The organism is Sphingomonas sp. HF-S4 (genome assembly GCF_032911445.1).
Lineage (GTDB): Bacteria > Pseudomonadota > Alphaproteobacteria > Sphingomonadales > Sphingomonadaceae > Sphingomonas > Sphingomonas agrestis.
In genome coordinates, this window is the sequence record NZ_JAWJEJ010000001.1 from 1,359,520 (window position 1) to 1,381,324 (window position 21,805).

At 67.1% G+C, this 21,805-nt stretch carries 19 protein-coding genes; 6 read left to right on the top strand and 13 right to left on the bottom strand.

The genetic code is table 11. From position 1 onward, the window contains the following. Nucleotides 1–10: 10 nt before the first annotated feature. The 5 genes from RZN05_RS05795 to RZN05_RS05815 form a co-directional block, all read right to left on the bottom strand. Nucleotides 11–790, bottom strand: coding sequence for a TatD family hydrolase (locus tag RZN05_RS05795; protein ID WP_317225670.1), 780 nt, complete (start codon nt 788–790; stop codon nt 11–13). Beyond that, a complete protein-coding gene (gene metG / locus RZN05_RS05800; protein WP_317225671.1) occupies nt 787–2,286 on the bottom strand; it encodes a methionine--tRNA ligase in 1,500 nt (499 codons plus the stop codon). Before metG ends, RZN05_RS05795 begins: the two co-directional genes overlap by 4 nt. Before the next feature lie 62 nt (nt 2,287–2,348). Beyond that, nucleotides 2,349–2,840 carry a hypothetical protein gene (locus RZN05_RS05805; protein WP_317225672.1) on the bottom strand — a complete coding sequence of 164 codons (492 nt, stop codon included), beginning with the start codon at nt 2,838–2,840 and terminating at the stop codon, nt 2,349–2,351. After that, on the bottom strand, nt 2,837–3,199 hold the full coding sequence (hisI, locus tag RZN05_RS05810; protein ID WP_317225673.1) for a phosphoribosyl-AMP cyclohydrolase: 363 nt from the start codon (nt 3,197–3,199) through the stop codon (nt 2,837–2,839). The genes RZN05_RS05805 and hisI overlap by 4 nt, the downstream gene beginning before the upstream one ends. Before the next feature lie 163 nt (nt 3,200–3,362). Continuing rightward, nucleotides 3,363–3,611, bottom strand: a complete 249-nt coding sequence (locus tag RZN05_RS05815) for a DUF7218 family protein (RefSeq protein WP_317225674.1) — start codon at nt 3,609–3,611, stop codon at nt 3,363–3,365. A 131-nt stretch (nt 3,612–3,742) separates the two neighbouring features. Here RZN05_RS05815 and purF point away from each other — a divergent pair, with 131 nt between their 5' ends. Both purF and RZN05_RS05825 read left to right on the top strand, forming a co-directional pair. After that, nucleotides 3,743–5,203, top strand: a complete 1,461-nt coding sequence (gene purF, locus RZN05_RS05820) for an amidophosphoribosyltransferase (protein WP_317225675.1) — start codon at nt 3,743–3,745, stop codon at nt 5,201–5,203. 114 nt (nt 5,204–5,317) lie between these two features. Continuing rightward, on the top strand, nt 5,318–6,028 hold the full coding sequence (locus tag RZN05_RS05825) for an SDR family NAD(P)-dependent oxidoreductase (RefSeq protein ID WP_317225676.1): 711 nt from the start codon (nt 5,318–5,320) through the stop codon (nt 6,026–6,028). Nucleotides 6,029–6,200: 172 nt separating this feature from the next. Here the strand turns inward: RZN05_RS05825 and RZN05_RS05830 are convergent, their stop codons facing one another. The 5 genes from RZN05_RS05830 to RZN05_RS05850 form a co-directional block, all read right to left on the bottom strand. Next, nucleotides 6,201–8,297 carry a PQQ-dependent dehydrogenase, methanol/ethanol family gene (locus tag RZN05_RS05830; RefSeq protein WP_317225677.1) on the bottom strand — a complete coding sequence of 699 codons (2,097 nt, stop codon included), beginning with the start codon at nt 8,295–8,297 and terminating at the stop codon, nt 6,201–6,203. Between the two features lie 14 nt (nt 8,298–8,311). Continuing rightward, nucleotides 8,312–9,079, bottom strand: coding sequence for a helix-turn-helix transcriptional regulator (locus RZN05_RS05835; protein WP_317225678.1), 768 nt, complete (start codon nt 9,077–9,079; stop codon nt 8,312–8,314). After that, nucleotides 9,076–10,251: an alpha/beta hydrolase gene (locus tag RZN05_RS05840; protein ID WP_317225679.1), complete on the bottom strand. Its 1,176-nt coding sequence runs from the start codon at nt 10,249–10,251 to the stop codon at nt 9,076–9,078. Before RZN05_RS05840 ends, RZN05_RS05835 begins: the two co-directional genes overlap by 4 nt. After that, a complete protein-coding gene (locus RZN05_RS05845) occupies nt 10,248–11,459 on the bottom strand; it encodes an FAD-dependent monooxygenase (RefSeq protein WP_317225680.1) in 1,212 nt (403 codons plus the stop codon). Before RZN05_RS05845 ends, RZN05_RS05840 begins: the two co-directional genes overlap by 4 nt. A gap of 93 nt (nt 11,460–11,552) precedes the next feature. Next, nucleotides 11,553–13,058, bottom strand: a complete 1,506-nt coding sequence (locus RZN05_RS05850) for an aldehyde dehydrogenase family protein (protein WP_317225681.1) — start codon at nt 13,056–13,058, stop codon at nt 11,553–11,555. A 139-nt stretch (nt 13,059–13,197) separates the two neighbouring features. Between RZN05_RS05850 and RZN05_RS05855 the strand changes: the two genes are divergently transcribed. Further along, nucleotides 13,198–14,823, top strand: a complete 1,626-nt coding sequence (locus RZN05_RS05855; RefSeq protein ID WP_317225682.1) for a GMC family oxidoreductase — start codon at nt 13,198–13,200, stop codon at nt 14,821–14,823. 59 nt (nt 14,824–14,882) lie between these two features. Here the strand turns inward: RZN05_RS05855 and RZN05_RS05860 are convergent, their stop codons facing one another. The 3 genes from RZN05_RS05860 to RZN05_RS05870 are packed head-to-tail and all read right to left on the bottom strand — an operon-like array spanning nt 14,883 to nt 18,223. Then, nucleotides 14,883–15,209 (bottom strand): carboxymuconolactone decarboxylase family protein, encoded by a 327-nt coding sequence (locus RZN05_RS05860; RefSeq protein ID WP_317225683.1) that lies wholly within the window; start codon nt 15,207–15,209, stop codon nt 14,883–14,885. Beyond that, nucleotides 15,209–16,057 (bottom strand): p-hydroxycinnamoyl CoA hydratase/lyase, encoded by an 849-nt coding sequence (locus tag RZN05_RS05865; protein WP_317225684.1) that lies wholly within the window; start codon nt 16,055–16,057, stop codon nt 15,209–15,211. The genes RZN05_RS05860 and RZN05_RS05865 overlap by 1 nt, the downstream gene beginning before the upstream one ends. A 27-nt stretch (nt 16,058–16,084) precedes the next feature. Beyond that, the gene (locus tag RZN05_RS05870; protein ID WP_317225685.1) at nt 16,085–18,223 is read right to left on the bottom strand and encodes an acetate--CoA ligase family protein; all 2,139 of its coding nucleotides are present in this window, start codon (nt 18,221–18,223) and stop codon (nt 16,085–16,087) included. A 234-nt stretch (nt 18,224–18,457) separates the two neighbouring features. On the opposite strand from RZN05_RS05870, the gene RZN05_RS05875 reads away from it, so the two are divergent. From RZN05_RS05875 to RZN05_RS05885, 3 genes are all read left to right on the top strand, one after another. Beyond that, complete coding sequence (locus RZN05_RS05875) at nt 18,458–19,375, top strand: cupin domain-containing protein (protein WP_317225686.1); 918 nt, start codon at nt 18,458–18,460, stop codon at nt 19,373–19,375. Continuing rightward, the gene (locus RZN05_RS05880; RefSeq protein ID WP_317225687.1) at nt 19,372–20,289 is read left to right on the top strand and encodes a DUF6282 family protein; all 918 of its coding nucleotides are present in this window, start codon (nt 19,372–19,374) and stop codon (nt 20,287–20,289) included. The genes RZN05_RS05875 and RZN05_RS05880 overlap by 4 nt, the downstream gene beginning before the upstream one ends. Before the next feature lie 91 nt (nt 20,290–20,380). Then, nucleotides 20,381–21,790 (top strand): aldehyde dehydrogenase family protein, encoded by a 1,410-nt coding sequence (locus RZN05_RS05885; protein WP_317225688.1) that lies wholly within the window; start codon nt 20,381–20,383, stop codon nt 21,788–21,790. Nucleotides 21,791–21,805 lie beyond the last annotated feature (15 nt).

Genomic DNA, 21,805 nt, shown 5'->3' on the forward strand with positions numbered 1-21,805 from the left:
CCGCCTCCGCTCACGCCAGCGTCTTGGCGAAGAGCGTGTGGAAGTTCGCGCGGGTGGCCTCGGCCAGCGCCTCGGGGTCTTCGCCGCGGAGCTGGGCGAGGAAGCGGCACGTGTCCGCCACGAAGGCGGGTTCGCCGGTCTTGCCGCGATGGGGCACGGGGGCGAGGAACGGCGCGTCGGTCTCGATCAGGAGGCGGTCGAGCGGCAGGCGCGCGGCGGTTTCCTGGAGGTCCTTGGCATTCTTGAAGGTCACGATACCGGAAATCGACACGTAGAGCCCGAGTTCCAGGGCGATATCGGCAAAGGCGCCGCTCGCCGTGAAGCAGTGGATCACGCCGGGGAACGCCCCCTTCCCCATTTCGTCGCGAAGGATCTCGGCAGTGTCGTCCTCGGCGTCGCGGGTGTGGACGATGATCGGGAGCTGGGTCTCGCGCGACGCGGCGAGGTGCGCGCGGAAGCTGGCGCGCTGGCGGTCGCGGTCCGAATGGTCGTAATAATAATCGAGCCCGCTCTCGCCGATGCCGACGACGCGGGGGTGCCGGGCGCGCTCGACGAGCTTGGTCGTGTCGACATCGGGATGCTGGTCGGCCTCGTGCGGGTGGATGCCGACGCTGGCCCAGACGTCCGCCTCGCGCTCGGCGACATGGATGACGTCATCCCATTCGTTCTCGCGGGTCGAGATGTTGAGCATCGCCACCACGCCGGCGGCGCGGGCGCGTGCAAGCACCTCGGGCTGCTGCTCGCCCAGGCCCTTGTAGATCAGGTGGCAGTGGCTGTCGGCCAGTCTCACGCGTCGCTCGCCTGCAATTCCAGTCGCGGGAAGATGGGGCTCGGCGCGGCGATGCGGAAGTCCTCGTCGTCCTCGGAGGGAAGCTGGGCCAGCAATTTGCCTGCCGACGTCGGGATCACCGGCAGGATCGTCGTGGCGAGGCGGCGGATCGCGCGGAGCAGGGTGCGCAGGACGGCGTTCATCCGCTCGGGGTCGGTCTTCCGCAGCGCCCAGGGGGCCGCGGCGTCGATATATTGGTTGCAGGCGAACACGCCGGTCATCCACGCCTCGACGCCTTGGCTGAGCGCGAGATCGTCAAACGCGGTGCGGAAGGCGGCGCAGGCGACGTCCACCTCGGCGAGCAACGCCGCGTCGGCCTCCTCTGCCCTGCCCCCGGGGACATGGCCCTCGCAATTCTTGGCGATGAAGGCGAGCACGCGCTGGGCGAGGTTGCCGAAGCTGTTCGACAGATCGGCGTTGGCGCGGGTGACGATCGCTTCGTCGCTGAACGTGCCGTCATTGCCGAAGCTGACGTCGCGCAGTAGGAAATAGCGCAACGCATCGACGCCGTAGAGCTCGGCGAGCTGCATCGGATCCACGACGTTGCCGACCGACTTGGACATCTTCTCACCGCGGTTGAGCAGGAAGCCGTGGCCGAAGACCTGCTTGGGCAGCGGCAGGTTGGCCGACATCAGGAAGGCGGGCCAATAGACTGCGTGGAAGCGGACGATGTCCTTGCCGATCAGATGGATGTCCGCCGGCCAGTATTTGGCGAAGCGTTCCCTATCGTCGGGATAGCCCGCTCCGGTGATGTAGTTGGTCAACGCATCGACCCAGACGTACATGACGTGATCGGGCGATCCGGGCACCGGCACGCCCCAGTCGAAGCTGGTGCGGCTGACCGAGAGGTCGACCAGCCCGCCCTCGACAAAGCGCAGGATCTCGTTGCGGCGAGATTCGGGGCGGATGAAATCGGGATTGGCGGCGTAGAAATCGAGCAAAGGCTGCTGGTACTTCGAAAGCTTGAAGAACCAGGTCTCCTCGGCCGTCCATTCCACGGGGGTGCCCTGAGGTGAGAGTTTCCCCCCTTCCCCGTCGGTCAGTTCCTTCTCTTCGTAGAATGCCTCGTCGCGAACCGAATACCAGCCTTCATAGCGATCTAGATAGAGGTCGCCGGCATCTGCCATCGCCTGCCAGATCGCCTGGCTCGCGGCATAATGTTCGGGCTCTGAAGTACGGATGAAGCGATCGCACGAGATGTCGAGTTTCTCTGCCATCTCACGGAAGTAGCTCGACATTTCGTCGGCGAGCTCGCGGGCTTCGATGCCGCGGTCGCGCGCGGTCTTGACCATCTTGAGGCCGTGCTCGTCGGTGCCGGTCTGGAAGAACACGTCGCGGCCGTGCTGGCGCTGGTAGCGCGCGATCGCGTCGGCGGCGATCATCTCATAGGCATGGCCGATATGCGGACGGCCATTGGGGTAATGGATTGCGGTGGAGATGTAGAAGGGATCGGCCATGCCGCGGCTTTAGGAGCGGCGCGCATCCTGGGCAACCTTCCCTAACGCGCTCCACTGCAGGGCTAGTCGCCGCACAACCTTCTTCCACCCGCGTCGCGCATCGCGGCGGCTTCGGCGGTGGATTCGCTGAGGCGGGTGGCTTCGAGGCCAGTGAAGGCGGCGCGGCGAGCGCAGAGCTTCTTGCACGCGTCTGGCAACACGCCCGGGAACTTGATCCGGTCGCCGTCATAGCTCGCGTCGAAAGTGCACCCTTCCCCGCCCAGCGTGACCTTGAGCGTGCTGCCGCTGCGCTCGACGGTGCCGGCGCCGCTGCAGGTGATGCGGTCGCCATAATCGACATAGGCGCCGATGCGATAGGCCGAGCCGGTGCGGACGACGCAGATCCGGTCGGTATCGCGGGCGTAGAGCCCGGTCAGGTCGCTGTCGTCGGGGTCGCGGACCAGCCCGCGCTCGATTGCCGCGCTTTCGAGATCCTGCGGGGCCTGGACGTTGCCGCCGCCCTCCCCGCCCGAACAGGCCGCCAGCAGCAGGACCAGCGCCAGCGCGGCCCTCATGCGTCGCGGACCAGGCGTCCGTCCTCGATGCGGCGGAAGAAGCAGCTCCGCTCGCCGGTGTGGCAGGCTGGCCCCTGAGGCTCGACCTTGAGCCAGAGCGCGTCCTGATCGCAGTCGATCCGCGCCTCGACTACCTTGAGGACGTGCCCCGAAGTCTCGCCCTTCTTCCAGAGCCGGTTGCGGCTGCGCGACCAGAAATGCGCCTCGCCGGTGGCGAGCGTGGCTTCGAGCGCGTCGGCGTTCATATGCGCGAGCATCAGCAGCTGGCCGGTCGCCACGTCGGTCGCGACGGCGGTGATCAGCCCGGCGGCGTCGTATTTGGGGTTCAGGGCGAGGCTGGTGTCGCGGTCGTCGGTCACGCGTTCGCTCTAACCAAGTCGTGGAGGTCACGGAAGGGCGCAGTATAGTCCCTCCCCCGCCCCCTCCCGCTCCGCGGGAGGGAAGCACAGGCGGCACGCTCTGGATTCTTTCGCTCCCCTTCCGCTTGCGGGTGGGGAGCGGAGGAGGACCTGCCCTTGGGCCTCAATGCTCGCGAATCGCGTCGGCGAGTTCGTCCTTGTCCATCTTCGAGCCGCCTTCGATGCCGATCTCCTTGGCTTCGTCATAGAGTTCGTCCTTCGAGCGATCCTCGAGGTGCGTGCCCTTGTGGTCCAGCGTGCCCGCCGCCTTGGCATTGGCGATGCGCGCGGCCTTTTCCTTCGAGGCACCGTCTTTGCGAAGATCCTCGTAAAGCTTGTCGTTCTTGATCTGGGGTCCGTGGTCCTTGGCCATGCCGGGGCTCCTTTCGCCTTGAAAAACCAACGAAACCGGGACCAAGTTCAATTAACCGTGACAAACCGGCGACAAACGCGGGCGAAGCGCCTATATGGCCGGCAACGCGTTCCCAACCCCCTTGAGGGCTGATGCTTACCACACACCCGTTCGACGATGACAAGCTGCGCGAAGAGTGCGGCATTTTCGGTGTTTCCAACGTCGAAGGCGCTGCGGCGCTCGTGGCGCTGGGACTCCATGCGCTCCAACACCGCGGCCAGGAGGCAGCGGGCATCACGAGTTTCGATGGCCACCAGTTCCACTCGCATCGCGCGATGGGGCATGTCGCGGGCAATTTCGACCGCGACGACGTGATTCGCAGCCTTTCGGGCGGCACCGCCGCGGGGCATGTCCGCTATGCGACCACCGGCGACACTGCGATCCGCAATGTCCAGCCGCTCTATGCCGAGCTGGCCACCGGCGGCTTCGCGGTGGCGCATAACGGCAACATCTCGAACGCGATGCGACTGCGGCGCGATCTGGTCCGCCGCGGCTCGATCTTCCAGTCGACCAGCGACACCGAAGTGATCATCCACCTCGTCGCGACATCGCATTACCGCACGCTGATGGATCGCTTCATTGACGCGTTGAAGCAGGTCGAGGGCGCCTATTCGCTGATCTGCATGACCCCGGAAGGCATGATCGCCTGCCGCGACCCCCTCGGTATCCGCCCGCTGGTGATGGGCAAGCTCGACGATGCGATCATCTTCGCCTCCGAGACGGTGGCGCTCGACGTGGTCGGTGCCGAGTACGTCCGCGACGTCGAACCGGGCGAACTGGTTATCGTGAAGGGCAGCGAGATCAGCTCGCACAAGCCCTTCGCACCGCAAGCCGCGCGGCCCTGCATCTTCGAGTACGTCTATTTCTCACGTCCCGATTCGATCAGCGACAATCGCTCGGTCTATTCGGTCCGGAAGGCGATCGGCGCGCAGCTGGCGATCGAATCGCCGGTCGAGGCCGATCTGGTCGTCCCCGTCCCCGATTCGGGTGTGCCGGCGGCGATCGGCTATGCGCAGCAGAGCGGCATCCCGTTCGAGCTGGGGATCATCCGCTCGCACTATGTCGGCCGCACCTTCATCCAGCCGGGCGACAAGGTCCGCCACCTCGGCGTAAAGCTCAAGCACAACGCCAACAAGGACCTGATCAAGGGCAAGCGCATCGTCCTGATCGACGATTCGATCGTGCGCGGCACCACCAGCCTCAAGATCGTCCAGATGATGCACGAGGCGGGCGCCGCCGAAGTGCATATGCGCATCGCCAGCCCGCCGACGCGGCATTCGTGCTTCTACGGCGTCGATACGCCCGAACGCGCCAAGCTGCTCGCCGCCAAGCTCGACGTCGAGGGGATGACCGGGTTCATCCATGCCGACAGTCTGGCATTCATCAGCATCGACGGGCTCTACAAGGCGCTGGGCGAAGCGCACCGCGCCGACATCCACCCCAAATATTGCGATGCCTGCTTCACCGGCGACTATCCAACCACGCTCACCGACCAGGACGAGTTGGCGCCGCCGCCGGACCAGTTCGCGCTGCTCGAAGAGCGTGTGGGCTGAGGGCATCCACATATTCCGTTCGCGTTGCGCTTGTCGAAGCGCCGTCCTTCTTCCTAGAGGGCGGGGCAAGCGCAGTACGGCGCTTCGACAAGCTCAGCGCGAACGGGAATGGTAATGTCCGAACGTCCTCTTCAAGATAAGATCGCCCTCGTCACGGGCGCCAGCCGCGGCATTGGTGCCGCTACGGCTCGGGCGCTCGGCGCTGCCGGCGCGCATGTCGTGCTGACCGCGCGTACCGCGGGCGGGCTCGAGGAAGTCGAGGAGGCGATCTACGCGTCCGGAGGCAGCGCGACGATCGCGCCGATGGACCTGACCGAGAATGAGAGCATCGCGCGGCTGGCGGCTGCGGTGTCGGAGCGTTGGAACGCGCTCGACCTGCTCGTGCTCAATGCGGCGTCGCTGGGCAGCCTGACCGCGGTCGGCGCGATCGACTTCAAGGAATTCGCCAAGGTGCTGACGCTCAACGTCACCGCGCAGGCGGCGATGCTCGCCTCGTTCGACCCGCTGCTGCGTGCGGGAAGCCAGGCGCGGGTGATCGGGCTGACCTCGAGCGTCGGGCGGACGCCGCGGGCCTATTGGGGGAGCTATGGCGCCTCCAAGGCGGCGTTCGAGAATCTGCTGCTGAGCTATGGCGAGGAAGTGCGCCATGTCAGCGGCGTGCGCGTGGTGATCGTTGATCCCGGCGCGACCCGGACCAAGATGCGTGCGCGCGCCTTCCCGGGCGAGAATGCCGAGACGGTGAAGGCGCCCGAAGTGGTGGCCGAGCGGATATTGGCGCTGGCGATCGACGGGTTCGAGACCGGGCATTTCGAGCGGGTGGAATAACCTGTTCGCCCCTCCCTGCTTGCGGGGAGGGGCCGGGGGGTGGGTTCAGCGACGGACGAGGCTCGATGCCTCGACCAGCGCTTCGATGCTGGGCTTAAGAGCTCTTTGAGCAGACGCGCGCACCCACCCCTACCCCTCCCTTTCAGCGAGGGGAGTAGTCGGGGCCCGACGCTCAATTGCCCTTGAGGATTTCCGCCCAATCCTCGTTCGCACGGCGCTTGAGATACGCGTGGACCGCTTTGGCATCGTCCTCTCCCAGCACGTCGGCGAAGCTCGCCATGCCCTTTTCGAGGCGGGCTCCACGCAGGACGATGTCGAGGAATTGCTGGTGCGTCGCCGGGGTCATCCGGCGCAGATCCTTGATCCCGCCGCGCGCGGCCTCGCCGTGGCAGGTGGCGCAATGCTGGGCGTAGAGCTCCTCGCCATGGGCGACGATCTCCGGCGCTGCCACGGTGTCGGCGGGGCGTTCGAGCGCCGGCTCCACCTCGGCCAATGCAGGCAATTGCGCCTTGCCGCCGAGCTTGAACACGAGCAGCCGCGGTGAGGAAATCGGGAAGCCGAGTGCCTTGGCGGTGCTCGAATGCGCGAGCCCCCCGCCCCAGCCGGCATTGACCGCGACATATTGCTCGCCGCCGATGCTGTAGGCGATCGGCGCGGCGATCGGGAGTTGCTGGACGGGCATCTCCCAGAGCTTGTCGCCGGTATCGGCGCGATAGGCCGCGAAGGTGCCGGCGATCGTGCCCTGGAAGACGAGGTTGCCCGCAGTGGCGAGGATGCCGCCGCTGCCGCGTGCAGGGTATGGCACGCGCCAGCGCTCCCTCTGCTTGACCGGATCCCAGGCGGTCAGCCAAGCCTTGTTGTTCGCCGCGGCATAAGCGGCCGCGGCCTTGCGGGTAAGCTCATAGCCGGTGGTCGAGATGCCGAGCTGGCTCATGTTGCCCGGCGTCTGCTTGAAGCCGGGGTTGACCGAGAACGCCATGTACATCTCGGTCACCGGGAAATAAGCGAGCCCTGTCCTGGGGCTGTACGCCATCGGGTTCCAATTGTGCCCCCCGCCGGGACCCGGGGTGAGCAATACCGGGGTCTCGCCATAGCGCGTCTCCGGGTTCACGTTCGGGCGGCCGGTGGCCATGTCGATGCCGCTGGCCCAGTTCATCGGCACGAAGGGCTTGGCCGAGATCAGCTTTCCGGTGGCACGATCGAGGACGTAGAAGAAGCCGTTCTTGGGCGCCTGCATCAGCACCTTCCGCGGCTTGCCCTCGATCACCAGGTCGGCGAGGATCATCGACTGGGTGGCGGTATAGTCCCATTCATCGCCGGGGGTGGTCTGGTAGTGCCAGACATAGGCGCCGGTCTTGGCATTGAGCGCGACGATCGAGGAGAGGAACAGGTTGTCGCCGCCGCCCGGGCTGCGATAGCGCTGGGCCCACGGCCCCCCATTGCCGGTGCCGATATAGACCAAGTCGAGATCGGGATCGTAGACGATCGAATCCCATACGGTGCCGCCGCCGCCGACCTTCCACCATTGCCCGTTCCAGGTCTTAGCGGCCATCTCCAGGATCGGATTGGCTTGCGGCTTCGCGGGATCGCCGGGGACGGTGTAGAAGCGCCAGAGCTGCTTGCCGGTCGCGGCATCATAGGCCGTGACATAGCCTCGCGCCGCGCCTTCGGCGCCGGCATTGCCGATCAGCACCTTGCCGTCGAACACGCGCGGCGCACCGGTGATGGTGTAGGGCCAGACCGGCTCGAGCGTATTGACGCTCCACACCGGCTTTCCCGACTTTGCATTGACCGCGATCAGTCGGCCGTCGAGCGTGGCGAGGAGGATGTTGCCCTTCCACGCCGCCAGCCCACGGGTGACGATGTCGCAGCAGGCGATCTTGCCCTTTTCGCGATCGACCTTGGGATCGAAGCGCCACAGCTCGCGGCCGGTGCGCGCGTTATAGGCGACCGTCACGTTCCACGGCTCGATATTGTAGAGGACGCCGCCGATCATCAGCGGCGACGCCTCGACCCCGCGATCGACCGGCAGGTCGGCGTACCAGGCGAGGCCCAGGCTCGCGACGTTGCCGGCGTTGATCGCGTCGAGCGGGCTGAAGCGCTGCTCGTCATAGGTGCGGCCCGGCGCCATCCATTCGCCGGGGGACTTGTCCGCTGCAAGCAGGCGGGCGTGATCGACATCGGCGGGCTTCCGCGTCTGCGCGACGCCCTGCGCCGCGATGCTGGCGCAGCCCAAAGCGAGCGCGGCCCGCCAGAAAGTCGGTCGCATGATCTTCCCCCGTCTCAATGCTGGGCCAGATTCGGCGCGGCGATCAGCCGGCGGTGCAGCGCGACCAGATCGCGGCGATTGGCGACGCCGAGCTTGCCGTAGGCGCGGCGGCGATAGGTGACGATCGTGGTCGGCGAGAGCAGCCGCGCCTGCGCGATGCCCTCCTGCGTTTCGCCGAGCATGAGCCCGGCGGCGACTTCGGCCTCGCGCGCGCTCAACCGGCATTCGAGCCCGAGCAGCTTCTCGACCAGCGCGTCTTCGTCGAACAGGAAACCGGTGGCGGCGTTGGCGCGGAGATGCTGCGCCAATGCTGCGTAGAGCAGCGCAGCATGCGTCTCGATCCGCGAGACATCGTGCGCTGCGAAGGCGCCGACGGCGACGGTGCGATAGCCGCTGGCGATCAGATCGGGCCAGAGGATAGACAGCCGCTCGATCACCCCGGCGCGCTCGTAGCAGGCAGCGCGATAGGCGGGGTCGGCGATGTCCGAGGCACTGCGGCGTACAATCAGCGGATTGGTGCCGCGCGCGCGCAGCATTTGCGCGTCCGAGCGCCAATGCGCGCGAGCATAGTCGCGCGAGGCCGCGAGCGGGAAATCGGGCTGCGCGGGCGTGCTGCCCTCGGCGAACAGGAGTTCCACCCCGCGCCGGGTACGTCGGAACACCGAGCAGAGCTCGACCGCGCCGAGCACGCGCAGCGCATCGAGGAAGCGCACCGGGAAGGCGGCGCTGCCGATCGCCGCGACCAGCTCGGCGAGCGCATCGGCGGTGGTGCGCTCGCTCATGGCGCGAGCAGGCCCTTGCGGCGGCTCCACCCGGTCACTGCGTCGATGCAAGCCGCAAGCAGCTCGGGCTGGCCGAGATAATAATGTGTCGCGCCTTCGAGGCGGACATATTCCTTGTCGGGGGTCGCCAGTGCTTCGAAGATCGCCGGGTTGTGGGTCGAGGGCACCGCTTCGTCGGCGGTGTTCTCGATCAGCAGGACCGGTGTCCCGTGGATCTTGGCGGCGTTGAGCGGGCCCTTGGCGTTGGACTTGTCGTAGCTCCACTGGCTGAGCCACGAGCGCAGCGTCGTGTAGCGCGCCAGCCCGACGGGGCCGACATTCACGGCGCGGGGATCGCCCATATAGCTCCAGCCGACGCGGCGGTCCGAGCGATCGACCGTGGGATCGAACCAGCGCACGTCGCACATCGTGCGGTGGACGACGAAGGCGCGCTCCTGCTCGACGCCGCCTGCCGCCTTGAGCCGCGCCAACTGGCCTTCGGCCCAGGCCGTGATTCTGCGGTTGCGCGCGACCTGCGCGGCGCGGAAGCGCGCGACGAATTCGGCGCTGTAGGGCGGCTGGTTGGGGCAATCGGGCGAGTAGATGTCGAGCTCGGGATCGCGATTGTCGGGATCGAGCTCGTCGGTGACCGAGGGATCGAGCCATTCGGTCAGCGTCTCGGCGCGCGACAGATGCGCGGCGATGAAGATCACGCCATCCGCGGGCTGAAGATCCGCCTCTATCAGGTTGGCGGGATCGCCCGCGGGGGTATGCGTGATGCTCGGGGTCTCGGCCTGCGCCTGGTAGAATAGCGACAGCGATCCGCCGCCCGACCAGCCGAGCAACACCACTTTCTCGTAGCCGAGCTCGGTGCGGGCGTGCGCGATCCACTTGCCGAGGTCGATCGCGACCTTTTCCTGGATCAGCGCGGCATCGTTGCGCGGATAGCGGCTCGCGGCGCACAGCACGTCGAGCCCGGCATCGGCGAGCGCGACCGGCATCGGCAGCAGGTGCAGCACCGAGGTGGGGTGCATGAAGACATAGACCGTGCGCGACGTCGAATCCGGGCGTCGCATCAATTGCCCTTCGAGGTTCACATGCCCCGAGTTCCCGGCAAAGCCATAGGTCTCGGTGAACTTGGGATTGTCCGGAAAGGAGAGGATCAGCGGAGTGCGCGTCCAGCCTGCGGTCATGCCCTGCCTCCGTCGAGCGGCACGCGCGTGGCGTCGTAGCGGAACAGCCATTCGTAGCGATCCACGACCTGGTCCGGCGCCCATTGCGCGTCGACATAGGCCTGGGCATTGGCGGGATCGGCGAGCGTCGGGTTGTGGAAGCGCTCGGCATTGGCGGCCGCACCTTCGACGGCGCGGGTAGTGCGCGGAATGCGGGCCTGCTGGTAGCGGTCGAGCGCCTCCTCGACGCTGTCGAATTCCTCGAAGGCACGCGCGAGGATGCACGCATCCTCGATCGCCATCACCGCACCCTGGGCGAGGAACGGCAAAGTCGAGTGACACGCATCGCCGAGCAACGCGATCCTTCCCTGCACCCATTCGGGCATCGGCGGGCGCGAAATCAGCGCCCATTTGAACGGCTGCGGGATCGCTTCGATATAGGTGTGCACGTCCTCGTGCCAGCCGGGATAATCGTCGTGATATTCCTGATTGGTCCCCGCGCTCGACCAGGATTCGATCTGCCAGTCGTGCCGCTCGACCACGCTGGTGAAGTTGATCAACTCGCCGCGGCGGATCGGATAGTGGATCACGTGCCCGCCCGGCCCGATCCAGTTGACGCCGATCGGACGCCGCAGCCGCTCGGGAAGGCGCTCGGCGGGGATGACGCCGCGCCACGCGACGATGCCGGTGAACGTGGCCGGGCCCGCCCCGAACAGCAGCTCGCGCATTTTCGAATGGACGCCGTCCGCACCGATCACCGTGTCGAAGGTTGCCGGCGGCTGGCCCTCGAAGGCGAGCGTGACCGATGCCCCACGCTGTTCGACTCCGACAAAGCGATGATCGAGCCGCACCGATCCCGGCGCCGCCGCCTCGACCGCCTTGACCAGGATCTGGTGCAGGTCGTTGCGGTGAAACGTGAAATAGGGGAAGCCGTATCGCTGCTGCGCGCCGATCCCCAGGTCGAACAGCTTCCAGCTATCCCCCGTGTTCCACAGCCGGATTTCCTTGCCCTCGGGTTCGAAACAGGCGGCGCGGATCTCGGCTTCGAGCCCCAGACCGAACAGCACGCGGATGCCGTTGGGGCTGAGTTGGAGCCCAGCCCCGACTTCCTGGAGCTGGCTCGCCTGCTCGAACACGGTGACGTGGAAGCCCTTGCGCAGCAGCGCGAGCGCGGTGGTCAGGCCGCCGATGCCGCCACCGACGATTCCGATCCTGGGATTGTCTTTCATACTGCCCCTTGCCTGCGCTCAACCCTGACGAATGACGTTTGTCATGAATCAGGTGGTCGCGCGTCTTGTCTCTTGTCCGTGCTGCCGTTGACGCTAGATCGCGATCGCCACGGCCTTGGTCTCAGTGTACGCTTCGATGCCCTCGCGGCCGTTCTCGCGGCCCCAGCCCGATTGCTTGAACCCGCCGAACGGCAGCGCCGGATCGAGCCCGCCGCCATTGACGCGTACCGTCCCTGCCTTGAGCTTCCGCGCGAGCCGGTGCGCAGTGGAGAGGTCGTTGGTCCAGACCACCGCGCCCAGCCCGTATTCGGTAGCGTTCGCTTCGGCGGCGATGCGGTCGAGATCCGTGTCGTCGAACGACATCGCGCACAGCACCGGTCCGAAAATCTCTTCGCGCCGCACCGACATTTCGGCGTCGGTGCCAGTGAGGATCGCCGGCGCGACGAAATAGCCGTCGCCATCGATCGTGCGGCCGCCGGCCCGGAGCGTCGCCCCGGCCTCGGTGCCCTGGCGGACATAGCCCCGGACTCGGTCGCGCTGTGCCTGCGAGATCACCGGCCCCATCTGGGTGTCGGCCTCTAGCCCCGAGCCGAGCTTGATCCCCTCGGCGATCCTGGCGACGCCTTCGATCACTTGGTCGAAATGGCGCTGATGGACGAACAGCCGCGAGCCGGCGTTGCACACCTGCCCGGCATTGGTGAAGATCGCCCGCGCCGCGCCTTCGATCGCCTTGGCCGGATCGGCGTCGGGCAGCACGATTACCGGGGTCTTGCCGCCGAGCTCGAGTGTCACCCGCTTGAAATTGCCCGAAGCGGCGCGAAGGATCAGCCGGCCGACTTCGGTCGATCCGGTGAAGGTGACCTTGTCGACTCCCGAATGCGCGGTCAGTGCCGCGCCCACGGTCTCGCCGAACCCGGTGAGCAAGTTGAACGCGCCGTCGGGGAAGCCTATCTCGGCGACCAGATGCGCAAGGCGTAGGGCGGTCAGCGGAGTCTCCTCGGCGGGCTTGAGGATTACCGCGCAGCCCGCGGCGAGCGCTGGCGCGATCTTGGCCACCGCCATCGCCATCGGCGCGTTCCACGGCACGATCTGCGCGACGACGCCGACCGGCTCGCGCAGGGTGAAGGCGTGCCAGGTGCCGGGTCCCGAAAGCGCGATCGTCTCGCCGTTGAGCTTGGTCGCCCAGCCGGCATTGTAGCGCAGCACTTCGATCGCATGCGCCAGATGGAAGAAGCGCGCGTCGCGCAGCGGCATGCCGTTGTCGAGCGTCTCGAGCGCGGCGAATTCGTCGGCATTGGCCTCGAGGGCGTCGGCAAGGCGCAGCAGCAACCCCGCGCGCGCCGCCGGCTTCATCTCGGTCCATTCGGGATTGTCCATCGCCGCCCGCGCCGCCGCTACCGCGGAATCGGCATCGCCCGCCCGCGCCTCGGCGACCTGGCCGAGTTCGGCGCCGGTGGCCGGATCGTGCGTGGCGAACCGCGCGCCTTCCTGCGAGTCGACCCAGCGTCCGCCGATGAACAACTGGTGCCGGCTCGCGGCGAAGGCGCGCGCCTTGTCGAGCCCGGTCGCCTGCGGTCGATCCGATAGTGCCGCGGTCATCCTCTACCCCTTCATTTCCGGTCGCCGGTTGCACCCGCGATCAGCCTTGCTGACATGCATCATAACCAACGGCATTATATCTTGTCGAATGCTATTTGCCATGTCACAACGCAAATCGACAAAAGGGTCGGGAGCGGAAATGCCGGAAAGCGCCGCGGCTGGGACACAGCGCAGGTTCGATTACATCGTCGTCGGCGCCGGATCGGCAGGCTGTGTGCTGGCCAACCGGCTGAGCGAGGGCGCGGATTCGGTGCTACTGATCGAGGCGGGCGGGCCTGATGCCAGCTGGCTGTTCCGAATGCCGCTGGGCTTCATGATGACTGCGGCGAACCCCACCTATGACTGGGGCTATGCCAGCGAGCCCGACGCAAAGCTAGGCGGCCGTTCGCTGCCGGTGCCGCGCGGGCGGGTGCAGGGCGGCTGCTCGTCGGTCAACGGCATGATCTACATGCGCGGGCATTCGCGCGACTATGACGGCTGGCGCCAGATGGGGGCCAGCGGATGGGGCTATGCCGAGGTCCTTCCCTATTTCCAGCGGATGGAGACGAGCTGGCGCGGTGCCGGTCGCTATCACGGCGCCGAGGGGCCGCTGGCGGTGACGCCGGTGCGGGGCGATCACCTGCTCACCGAGCCTATCCGGCAGTCGGTGGTCGCGGCCGGCTTTGCGGAGAGCGACGACCTCAGCGGCGCGCAGGAAGAGGGCTTCGCGCGCTGCGAAGTCACCGTGGACGCGCGTGGCCGTCGCGCGAGCACCGCCGCCGCCTATCTGCGCCCTGCCCTCAAGCGGCCAAATCTGACGGTGCTGTCCCATGCGCAGGTTACCCGCGTGCTGATCGAGGATGGCCGCGCGGTCGGCGTCGAGTATCTGCGCGACGGGCAGCGCGCCGAGGTTCGCGCGGGCAAGGAAGTGATTCTCAGCGGCGGAGCGTATAATTCGCCGCAACTGCTGATGCTGTCGGGGATCGGCCCTGCCGAAGATCTCGCGGCGCATGGCATCCCGGTGGTCGCGGACTCGCCCGGCGTCGGCCGCGATCTTTCCGAGCATCCGCTCGTCTACATGACCTTCGCAGCGCGCAGCAGCTTCCTCAGCGCGCTGCGCTCGGACCGTGCCGCGCGCTCGGTGCTGCGCTGGGCGCTTGCCGGCAAGGGGCCCTTCGCCAGTCAGATCACCAGCGGCGTGCTGATGCTGCGCACCCGCCCCGAGCTCGAGCGCCCCGACATCCAGCTCGTCTTCCTGCCCGTCCGGCTCGACGCCAAGCTCTGGCACCCGTTCGGCAAGCGGCAGAAGGACGTATTGTCGGTGATGGTGATGCAGCTCCATCCCGAGAGCCGCGGCAGCGTGACGCTGCGCTCGGCCGATCCGTTCGCCAAGCCGCGGATCGACTTGAGCCTGCTGTCGACGCCGGGCGACTTCGCCGACATTCGCGGCGGGATCGCCGCGGTGCGCCGTATCTTCGCGCAGCCGCCGCTCAGCGAGATGGTCGAGGGCGAGATCGCGCCGGGGTCGGACGCCGATCTCGACGACTTCATCCGGCACAATCTCAAGATCACCCAGCATCCGACGGGGACGTGCCGGATGGGCGAGGATCCTGGGGCCGTGGTGGACAGCGAATTGCGGGTGCGCGGCGTCGCCGGGCTGCGGGTGGTCGACGCGTCGGTGATGCCCAGCGTGCCCGGGGCGAACATCAACGCTGCGGTGATCATGGTGGCGGAACGGGCGTCGGACTTGATCCGGGGGATCGCGCCGTTGGCGGCGGAGGACTGACAGAGATCAGTGCGCGTGGATTCCCCTCCCTGCAAGCAGGGAGGGGAATTTAATATCGGTTACCCCTCCCGCTTCTTCACCACGTCGACCAGCATTCGCGACGCCGTGACCGCCGCGGGCCAGGAGGCATAGAAGGCCAAATGCAACAGCACCTCGCCCAGTTCCTCCTGGGTCACGCCGTTGTCGAGCGCCAACCCCAGATGCGCCTCGAGCTGCTGGTGCCGGTTCGCGGTCATCAGCGACGCGACGGTGAGCAACGAGCGGTCGCGCTTGGACAAGCCTTCGCGCTCCCAGACCTCGCCGTACAGCACCCGGTCGGTCATCTCGACGAACGCCGGCGCCACCTCGGAGAGTTCGCTGCCCTTGGCCCCGCTGGGTCGCTCCATTATTCCGCCTCGCGCTTGTAGTTGCCGTGTCCGGGCTTGAAGGTCTTTTCGTCGAGGAATTGGGTCAGGCCCTTCTCGCGGCCCTTTTCCCGATCGACGAACGTGGTCTGGTCGCCCTTGGCAGTGAGATACTCGGCGGCCAGCTCCCAATCCATCTCGCGCGCATATTTATATGCCATGCGCGCCTGGCGCAGCGTCGTCGGGTTCTTGCCGAGCAAATTCTGCGCCAGCGCGCGCGTCCTGTCCTTGAGCTCGGCGGCGGGCACCGCGTCGTTGACCAGCCCGAGCTCCTTGGCGCGGCGGCCGTCGAACTTCTCGCCGGTCATAACGTAATAGAGCGCCTCGCGGTCGCCCATCAGCGTCGAGATCGCCTTGGAGACGACGCCGCCGGGGATGATCCCCCAATTGATCTCGGAAAGCCCGAACACCGCGTCCTGATCGGTGATCGCGAGGTCGCAGCAGATCAGCGGGGTGAACGCGCCGCCGAAGCACCAGCCATTGACCATCGCGATCGTCGGCTTGGCGTAGAACATCAGCGTGCGCCACTGCCAGGCGCGCGTCTCGCGATAGGCGCGGTGCCGCTCGACGTCGCTCACGGCGTCGGAGGCGCGGAAAAAGCCCTGCAGGTCCATGCCGGCCGAGAACGCCTCGCCCTTGCCGGTGAGCACGATCACGCCGCAGCGATCGTCGAGCTCGAGCGCGTCGAGCACCTGGTTCATCTCGCGGGCGAGTTCGATGCTCATCGCATTGCGCTTCTCGGGCCGGTTGAGGTGCACCCAGGCGATGCCGTCCTCGAATTCGACCAGCACGTTGGTGCCGCCGGGGATCGGCTTGGTGTCGTCCGTCATCGTCGTTTCCATTTCGCTTCCCTAAGTTCAGGCTCCGGTGACGATCAGTGCGTCGAGCGCGACAGCGCCCTCGCCCTCCGCGAGCACCATGAGCGGATTGATGTCGATTTCCTCGATCCCGATCCCCGCGCGCATCGCCGCGCCGACCTTGACCACCACATCGGCGACGGCGTTGACGTCGCGCGCCGGGCGGCCGCGGAATTCGCCGAGCAGCTTGGCGCCGCGTAGCCCGCGGATGCGCTCGACCGCGCGGGCAAGCGAGATGTCGGCGGGCAGCAGCTCGGCAGCGTCGAGCGCCTCGATCAGCACCCCGCCGAGCCCGACCATCACCGAAGGCCCCCATTCGGGATGGTTGCGCGCGCCGACGATCAGCTCCAGCCCGGGTGCCGACATCTGCTCGACCAATATGCCGTCGAGTCCGGTGTCGCGCAGCGCGGCGGTCATTCGTGTCCACGCCTCGCGCAGGTGCGTCTCGTCGCGCAGGTTGAGCGCCACGCCGCCGACATCGCTCTTGTGGCTGAGTATCGCGGCCTGTGCCTTGAGCACCACCGGGAAACCGATCCGCGCGGCGATAACGAGCGCCTCCTCCACGGTCCGGGCCAGCGCGCCTTCGGGCACCGGCACGCCGATGCTACGCAGGAAATCCTTGCCCTGATATTCGGGCTTCACCCCCGGCTGTGCCCAGCGCGCGAGCCCGGTGGCGGGCGGGGTGCGATCGGGGATCGCGTGGAGCGCGGCGGCATAGCGGCGCACCGCGGCGAAGGCGCGCATCGCGCGCTCGGGTGAGCGGAACAAGGGCGTCTCGCTCGCGCGCATTGCCGCGACGAACTCGGGATCGAGCACCGACTCGTCGCCGGTGATCGCAACCACCACCGGCTTGGTCGATGCCAGCGCCTCCGGGATGATCGCCTCGGCCTTGGCGCGCTGCTGCGAGGGGCCGCCCCCGGCCATCGGCAGCAGCACGCCGCTCACCGACGGATCGGCGAGCATCGCCGCGGTCGACAGCCCGAAGATGTCGCCCTTGGCGAAACCGGTGGTGCCCACGTCGAGCGGATTGTCGATCTCCATCCCCGCGGGGAGGAGCGCGCCGAGCCGTTCGAGCGTCAGCCCGGAGACTTCGGCGATCGGCAGCCCGATATCCTCGGCGAAGTCGAACGCCATGCCGCGGATCGCGCCGGAATTGGTGACGATGCCGATCTCGCCATGCGATACCGCAGGGTAGCGATGGAGGATGGCAAGCGCGTCGAACAGCTCGTCCATCGTGTTCACCGCGACCACCGCTTCGTTCTCGACCGAGGTCCGCATCAGGGCATAATCGCCGACCATCGATCCCGTGTGCGATTGCGCCGCTTCCTGGCCGCGCTTGCTGCGCCCGGGATGCATCATGATCACCGGCACGCCCGCCTTGCGCGCGCGGCGGACCGCGGCGAGGAAAGCGGCCGGATCGCGGATCTGCTCGACATAGAGCGCGATCGCATCGGCATGACCCTCGCTGACGATGCGGTCGATCAGGTCGCTCGCACGGACCACTGCCTCGTTGCCGATTGCCGCCTGGAGCGCGACCGCGATGCCCCTGCCCTGCATCCCGCTGCGGATACCCGAGGCCGCCGCGCCGCTATGCGCGATCACCGCGACGCTGCGCCGTGCGCCGATCGGCTGCGGCTCAACCGGCTCGAAGGTCAGCGCGACTTTGCCGGCATAATTGACATAGCCCATGCAATTGGGCCCGAGCAGCGCCATGCCTGCATCCCGGCAGATCGCGGCGATAGCGTCTTGTTCTCGTGCACCTTCCTCGCCAGCTTCGGCGAAGCCCGAGGCGAAGACGATCACCCCGCCCACCCCGCGCCGCGCCGCTGCCTCGACCGCGGGCAGGATTGCCGCACGTGGCACGTTGAGCACCAGCGCGTCGACGCCCTCGGGCAAATCGTCGACCGAGCGGATGCAGGGGCGCCCGGCGATTGCGTCTCGCGTCGGGCTGATCAAGTGGATGTCACCGGCAAAGCCGAAGCGCTCGATATTGGCGAGGATTACCCCGCCCATCGTCGCCGGATCGGGCGAGGCTCCGGCGATCGCGATCGACCGCGGCTGGAGCAGCCGCGCCAGCCCCTCCGAAATGCCCGACGCATCGCGCAGGATCGCGACATCGGCTTCATCGATTCCCGGCAATCGCACCTCCCCAATTGGCCGCTTTCGGCTCTGCGGCCTGTTTGACGTCGGGTGTGCGCCGGGGTCCAATGCCGATTGCTGCGGCGTACGATAGGATCAGGATATGAGTCAGCCTGGCTGCGATCCGATACTTTCGCGGCATTGGGCGCTTCCCCAATCGGAATTAGACGCCCGCGCCGCGACCGCTAGAGTGTCGGAATACGGCCGGCATACCGGCGAAGTTGAGGAGAGCCGATGTACGGGCGTGACGATCTGCGGACCACCCTCGCCCCCGTGTCGAAGGCGCCCGCCCCGACCGGCTTCAAGCATGCGAGTTACGCGCGCTTCTACGAGCAGGCGCAGCAGGAAAGCGATGTGCAGGCCGATAGCTGGTATGCGCGCGGCCAGACGATGATCGTCGCCTATAGCGAGGTCAAAGAGGGCGCGACGTTCTTGCGCACCGACCAGCCCGACGAATATGCCATCGTGCTGCCCGACGACGATGCCGAGATCGCGATCGAGATCGCCGAGGGCACCCAGATCGCCAGCGGGCGCAGCGTCGCCTTTGTCCCCGCCGGCGCCAGCAAGGTCACCGTCCGCAAGGGCGGCCGCATCCTTCGCCTGTTCAGCACCCGCGCCGACGATCTCGTCGCCTTGTGCTCGAACGCGCAGGACTATGCCGAACCCGATCCCAACGTCCCCCCGCTCGCCGAGTGGCCTGCGCCGGTCGGCGGGCGGAAGGTACGCGTCTATTCGGGCAATGTCGCGCCGGAGCAGGGCCGCTTCGGGCGGATCTATCGCGGGCAGACGATCATGGTCAATTTCGGCGACGGCCGCGTCGGCCCGCGCGCCGCGGACAATCTCTCGCCGCACCACCATGACGATTTCGAGCAATATTCGATCGCGCTCGACGGCGACTATATCCATCACCTCCGCTGGCCGTGGATCAGCGATTCCACCCAGTGGATCGAGGACGATCACGCGCGCTGCGCCGCGCCCTCGGTCGCCGTGATCCCGCCCCCAGCGACGCACACCTCGCAAGGAATCGGCCCCGGCCTCAACCGCCTGCTCGACGCCTTCTGCCCGCCGCGGCGCGATTTCTCGGCCAAGCCCGGCTGGGTGCTCAACGCCGCCGACTATCCTATGCCCGACCCCAAGGACGATGCCCAATGAGCGACCGAATCACCGACCTGTTGAAGGGCGCGATCGACCTGCATTGCCATAGCGGCCCCTCGGTGATGCCGCGCCGGCTCAACCATGTCGAAGCGATCAAGGAAGGCGAAGCCGCCGGGCTGCGCGCGATCCTGTTCAAGGATCACTATTACTCGGTCACTCCAGTCGCGGCGCTGCTCGACGAGATCATGCCCGGCACAGTCAAGCTGCTCACCGGCGTGCCGTGCAACAATACGACCGGGGGCATCAATCCGCACGCGGTCGAGCATGGCTTCAAGCTCGGCGCGCGGCTGGTGTGGATGCCCACCTTCTCGGCCGCAAACCATATCCGCCACTCGCACCGCAAGCAGTTCCTCCCCACCAAGGAGAAGATGCTCGATCCGATCATGCTCAGCGTGATCGACGACCGTGGCCGCCTTAAGGACGAAGTGTTGCCCGTGCTCGACCTGATCGCCGAGTATGACGCAGTGCTTTCGGCCGGCCATCTCCACATCAGCGAGATCTGGCCGCTGTTCACTGAGGCCAAGGCGCGTGGGATCACCCGGCTGCTGGTGAACCACCCGACCTTCCTGATCGGCTGCACCCCGCCTGACATGGCCGAACTGGCGAAGATGGGCGCCTATCTCGAGCATAGCTGCTGCATGTGGGCGGGCGTCCAGGGCAAGAACTACAGCCATGACAGCCTCAAACTGTGCATCGATTCCGGCGGCGTGCCCAACACGATCATCGGATCGGACCTGGGACAAGTCGGCAACCCTACCCCGGTCGAGGGTCTGCGCTACGTCATCCAAATGCTGATCGACATCGGTTATGACGACGCCGAGATCCGCGCGATGATCGGCGGCAATGCGGCCAAGCTGGTGGGGCTGGACGAAGTCGCCGCCGAGCCCGCCGCCGAGCTTTTGCAGGCCTGAATCATCCCGTTCGTTTCGAGCGAAGTCGAGAAACCGCCAAGCCGGACCGCACCCGCCATTTGGGCGCCGTCAAAAGGGTCGAGACAGAGACATGAACCGCCAATTTCACTTGTTGATCAATGGCGCGTTGCATCCGGGCGCCGCGACCTTCGACGTGATCAACCCGGCGACCGAACGCCCCTTCGCGCACTGCCCCAAGGCCGACGACGTGCTGCTCGATGCGGCAGTCGACGCCGCGCAGCGCGCCTTCCCTGCCTGGGCTGCCACTCCGATCGAGCAACGCGCCGCCAAGGTTGAAGCGCTCGCCGCCGCGCTGGAATCTCGCGCCGACGAATTCGCCGCCTTGCTCACTGCCGAGCAGGGCAAGCCACTCGACCAGGCACTCAAGGAAGTCCGCGGCAGCGCGTTCGTGCTGCGCGCCTTCGCCGCGATGCGGCTCGAGCCGCGGGTGCTGCGCGAAGAGGGCGTGACGCGAATCACCGAGCATCGCGCCCCGCTCGGCGTCGTCGCCGCGATCACCCCGTGGAACTTCCCGCTGATGCTGCTGGTCAACAAGGTCGGGCCCGCGCTGGTCACCGGCAACACGCTGATCTGCAAGCCGGCGCCGACCACGCCGCTCACCACCTGCCTGTTCGGCGAACTCTGCCGCGACCTCCTCCCCGCCGGCGTAGTCAATGTCGTGTGCGACGAGAACGAACTCGGCCCGGCGATCACCCGCCATCCCGGCATCGCCAAGATCGCCTTCACCGGATCGACCGGCACCGGCAAGAAGGTGCTCGCAGCGACCGCCGACACCCTCAAGCGCGTCACGCTCGAACTCGGCGGCAACGACGCCGCGATTGTCCTCGACGATGTCGATCCCGTAGCGATTGCGGGTAAGGTGTTCGAGGGCGCGATGCGCAACGCCGGGCAGATCTGCGTCGCGATCAAGCGCGCTTATGTCCCCGCGCCGATGTACGACGCGTTCTGCGACGAACTCGCCCGCCTCGCCCGCGCGATGGTGATCGACGACGGCGCCAACCAGGGCGCGCAGATCGGGCCCGTCCAGAACCGCCCGCAGTACGATAAGGTCTCGGCGCTCATCGCGGAAAGCGAAGGCACGGTCGTCGCCGGCGGCGAGCCGCTCGACCGCCCCGGCTATTTCATCGCCCCGACGATCGTCCGCGACATCGCCGACGACGCGCCGCTGGTCCGCGAGGAACAGTTCGGCCCGGTGCTGCCGGTGCTCAGATACGACGACATCGACGATTTGATCACACGCGTGAACGGCACCGATTACGGCCTGGGCGGCACCGTCTGGGGCCGCGACCTCGATCGCGCCACCGCCGTCGCCAGCCGCGTCGCCTCGGGCACGGTCTGGGTCAACCAGCTGATGACGATCGACCCGCGCATCCCGTTCCGCGGGCTGCGCCAATCGGGCATGGGCACCGAGATGGGCCAGGAAGGCCTGGAGGAATATACCCAGGCCAGCGTGATCCACGCCGTGCCGTTGGAAGCGTAGCTAGAGGGCGGAGCC

What these genes read in the sequence shown, in the direction of transcription:
- metG (WP_317225671.1), bottom strand. Translation starts at nt 2,286, where the DNA reads ATGGCCGATCCCTTCTACATCTCCACCGCAATCCATTACCCCAATGGC.
- RZN05_RS05805 (WP_317225672.1), bottom strand. Translation starts at nt 2,840, where the DNA reads ATGAGGGCCGCGCTGGCGCTGGTCCTGCTGCTGGCGGCCTGTTCGGGC.
- RZN05_RS05815 (WP_317225674.1), bottom strand. Translation starts at nt 3,611, where the DNA reads ATGGCCAAGGACCACGGACCCCAGATCAAGAACGACAAGCTTTACGAG.
- purF (WP_317225675.1), top strand. Translation starts at nt 3,743, where the DNA reads ATGCTTACCACACACCCGTTCGACGATGACAAGCTGCGCGAAGAGTGC.
- RZN05_RS05825 (WP_317225676.1), top strand. Translation starts at nt 5,318, where the DNA reads ATGTCCGAACGTCCTCTTCAAGATAAGATCGCCCTCGTCACGGGCGCC.
- RZN05_RS05830 (WP_317225677.1), bottom strand. Translation starts at nt 8,297, where the DNA reads ATGCGACCGACTTTCTGGCGGGCCGCGCTCGCTTTGGGCTGCGCCAGC.
- RZN05_RS05835 (WP_317225678.1), bottom strand. Translation starts at nt 9,079, where the DNA reads ATGAGCGAGCGCACCACCGCCGATGCGCTCGCCGAGCTGGTCGCGGCG.
- RZN05_RS05840 (WP_317225679.1), bottom strand. Translation starts at nt 10,251, where the DNA reads ATGACCGCAGGCTGGACGCGCACTCCGCTGATCCTCTCCTTTCCGGAC.
- RZN05_RS05845 (WP_317225680.1), bottom strand. Translation starts at nt 11,459, where the DNA reads ATGAAAGACAATCCCAGGATCGGAATCGTCGGTGGCGGCATCGGCGGC.
- RZN05_RS05850 (WP_317225681.1), bottom strand. Translation starts at nt 13,058, where the DNA reads ATGACCGCGGCACTATCGGATCGACCGCAGGCGACCGGGCTCGACAAG.
- RZN05_RS05855 (WP_317225682.1), top strand. Translation starts at nt 13,198, where the DNA reads ATGCCGGAAAGCGCCGCGGCTGGGACACAGCGCAGGTTCGATTACATC.
- RZN05_RS05860 (WP_317225683.1), bottom strand. Translation starts at nt 15,209, where the DNA reads ATGGAGCGACCCAGCGGGGCCAAGGGCAGCGAACTCTCCGAGGTGGCG.
- RZN05_RS05865 (WP_317225684.1), bottom strand. Translation starts at nt 16,057, where the DNA reads ATGACGGACGACACCAAGCCGATCCCCGGCGGCACCAACGTGCTGGTC.
- RZN05_RS05875 (WP_317225686.1), top strand. Translation starts at nt 18,458, where the DNA reads ATGTACGGGCGTGACGATCTGCGGACCACCCTCGCCCCCGTGTCGAAG.
- RZN05_RS05880 (WP_317225687.1), top strand. Translation starts at nt 19,372, where the DNA reads ATGAGCGACCGAATCACCGACCTGTTGAAGGGCGCGATCGACCTGCAT.
- RZN05_RS05885 (WP_317225688.1), top strand. Translation starts at nt 20,381, where the DNA reads ATGAACCGCCAATTTCACTTGTTGATCAATGGCGCGTTGCATCCGGGC.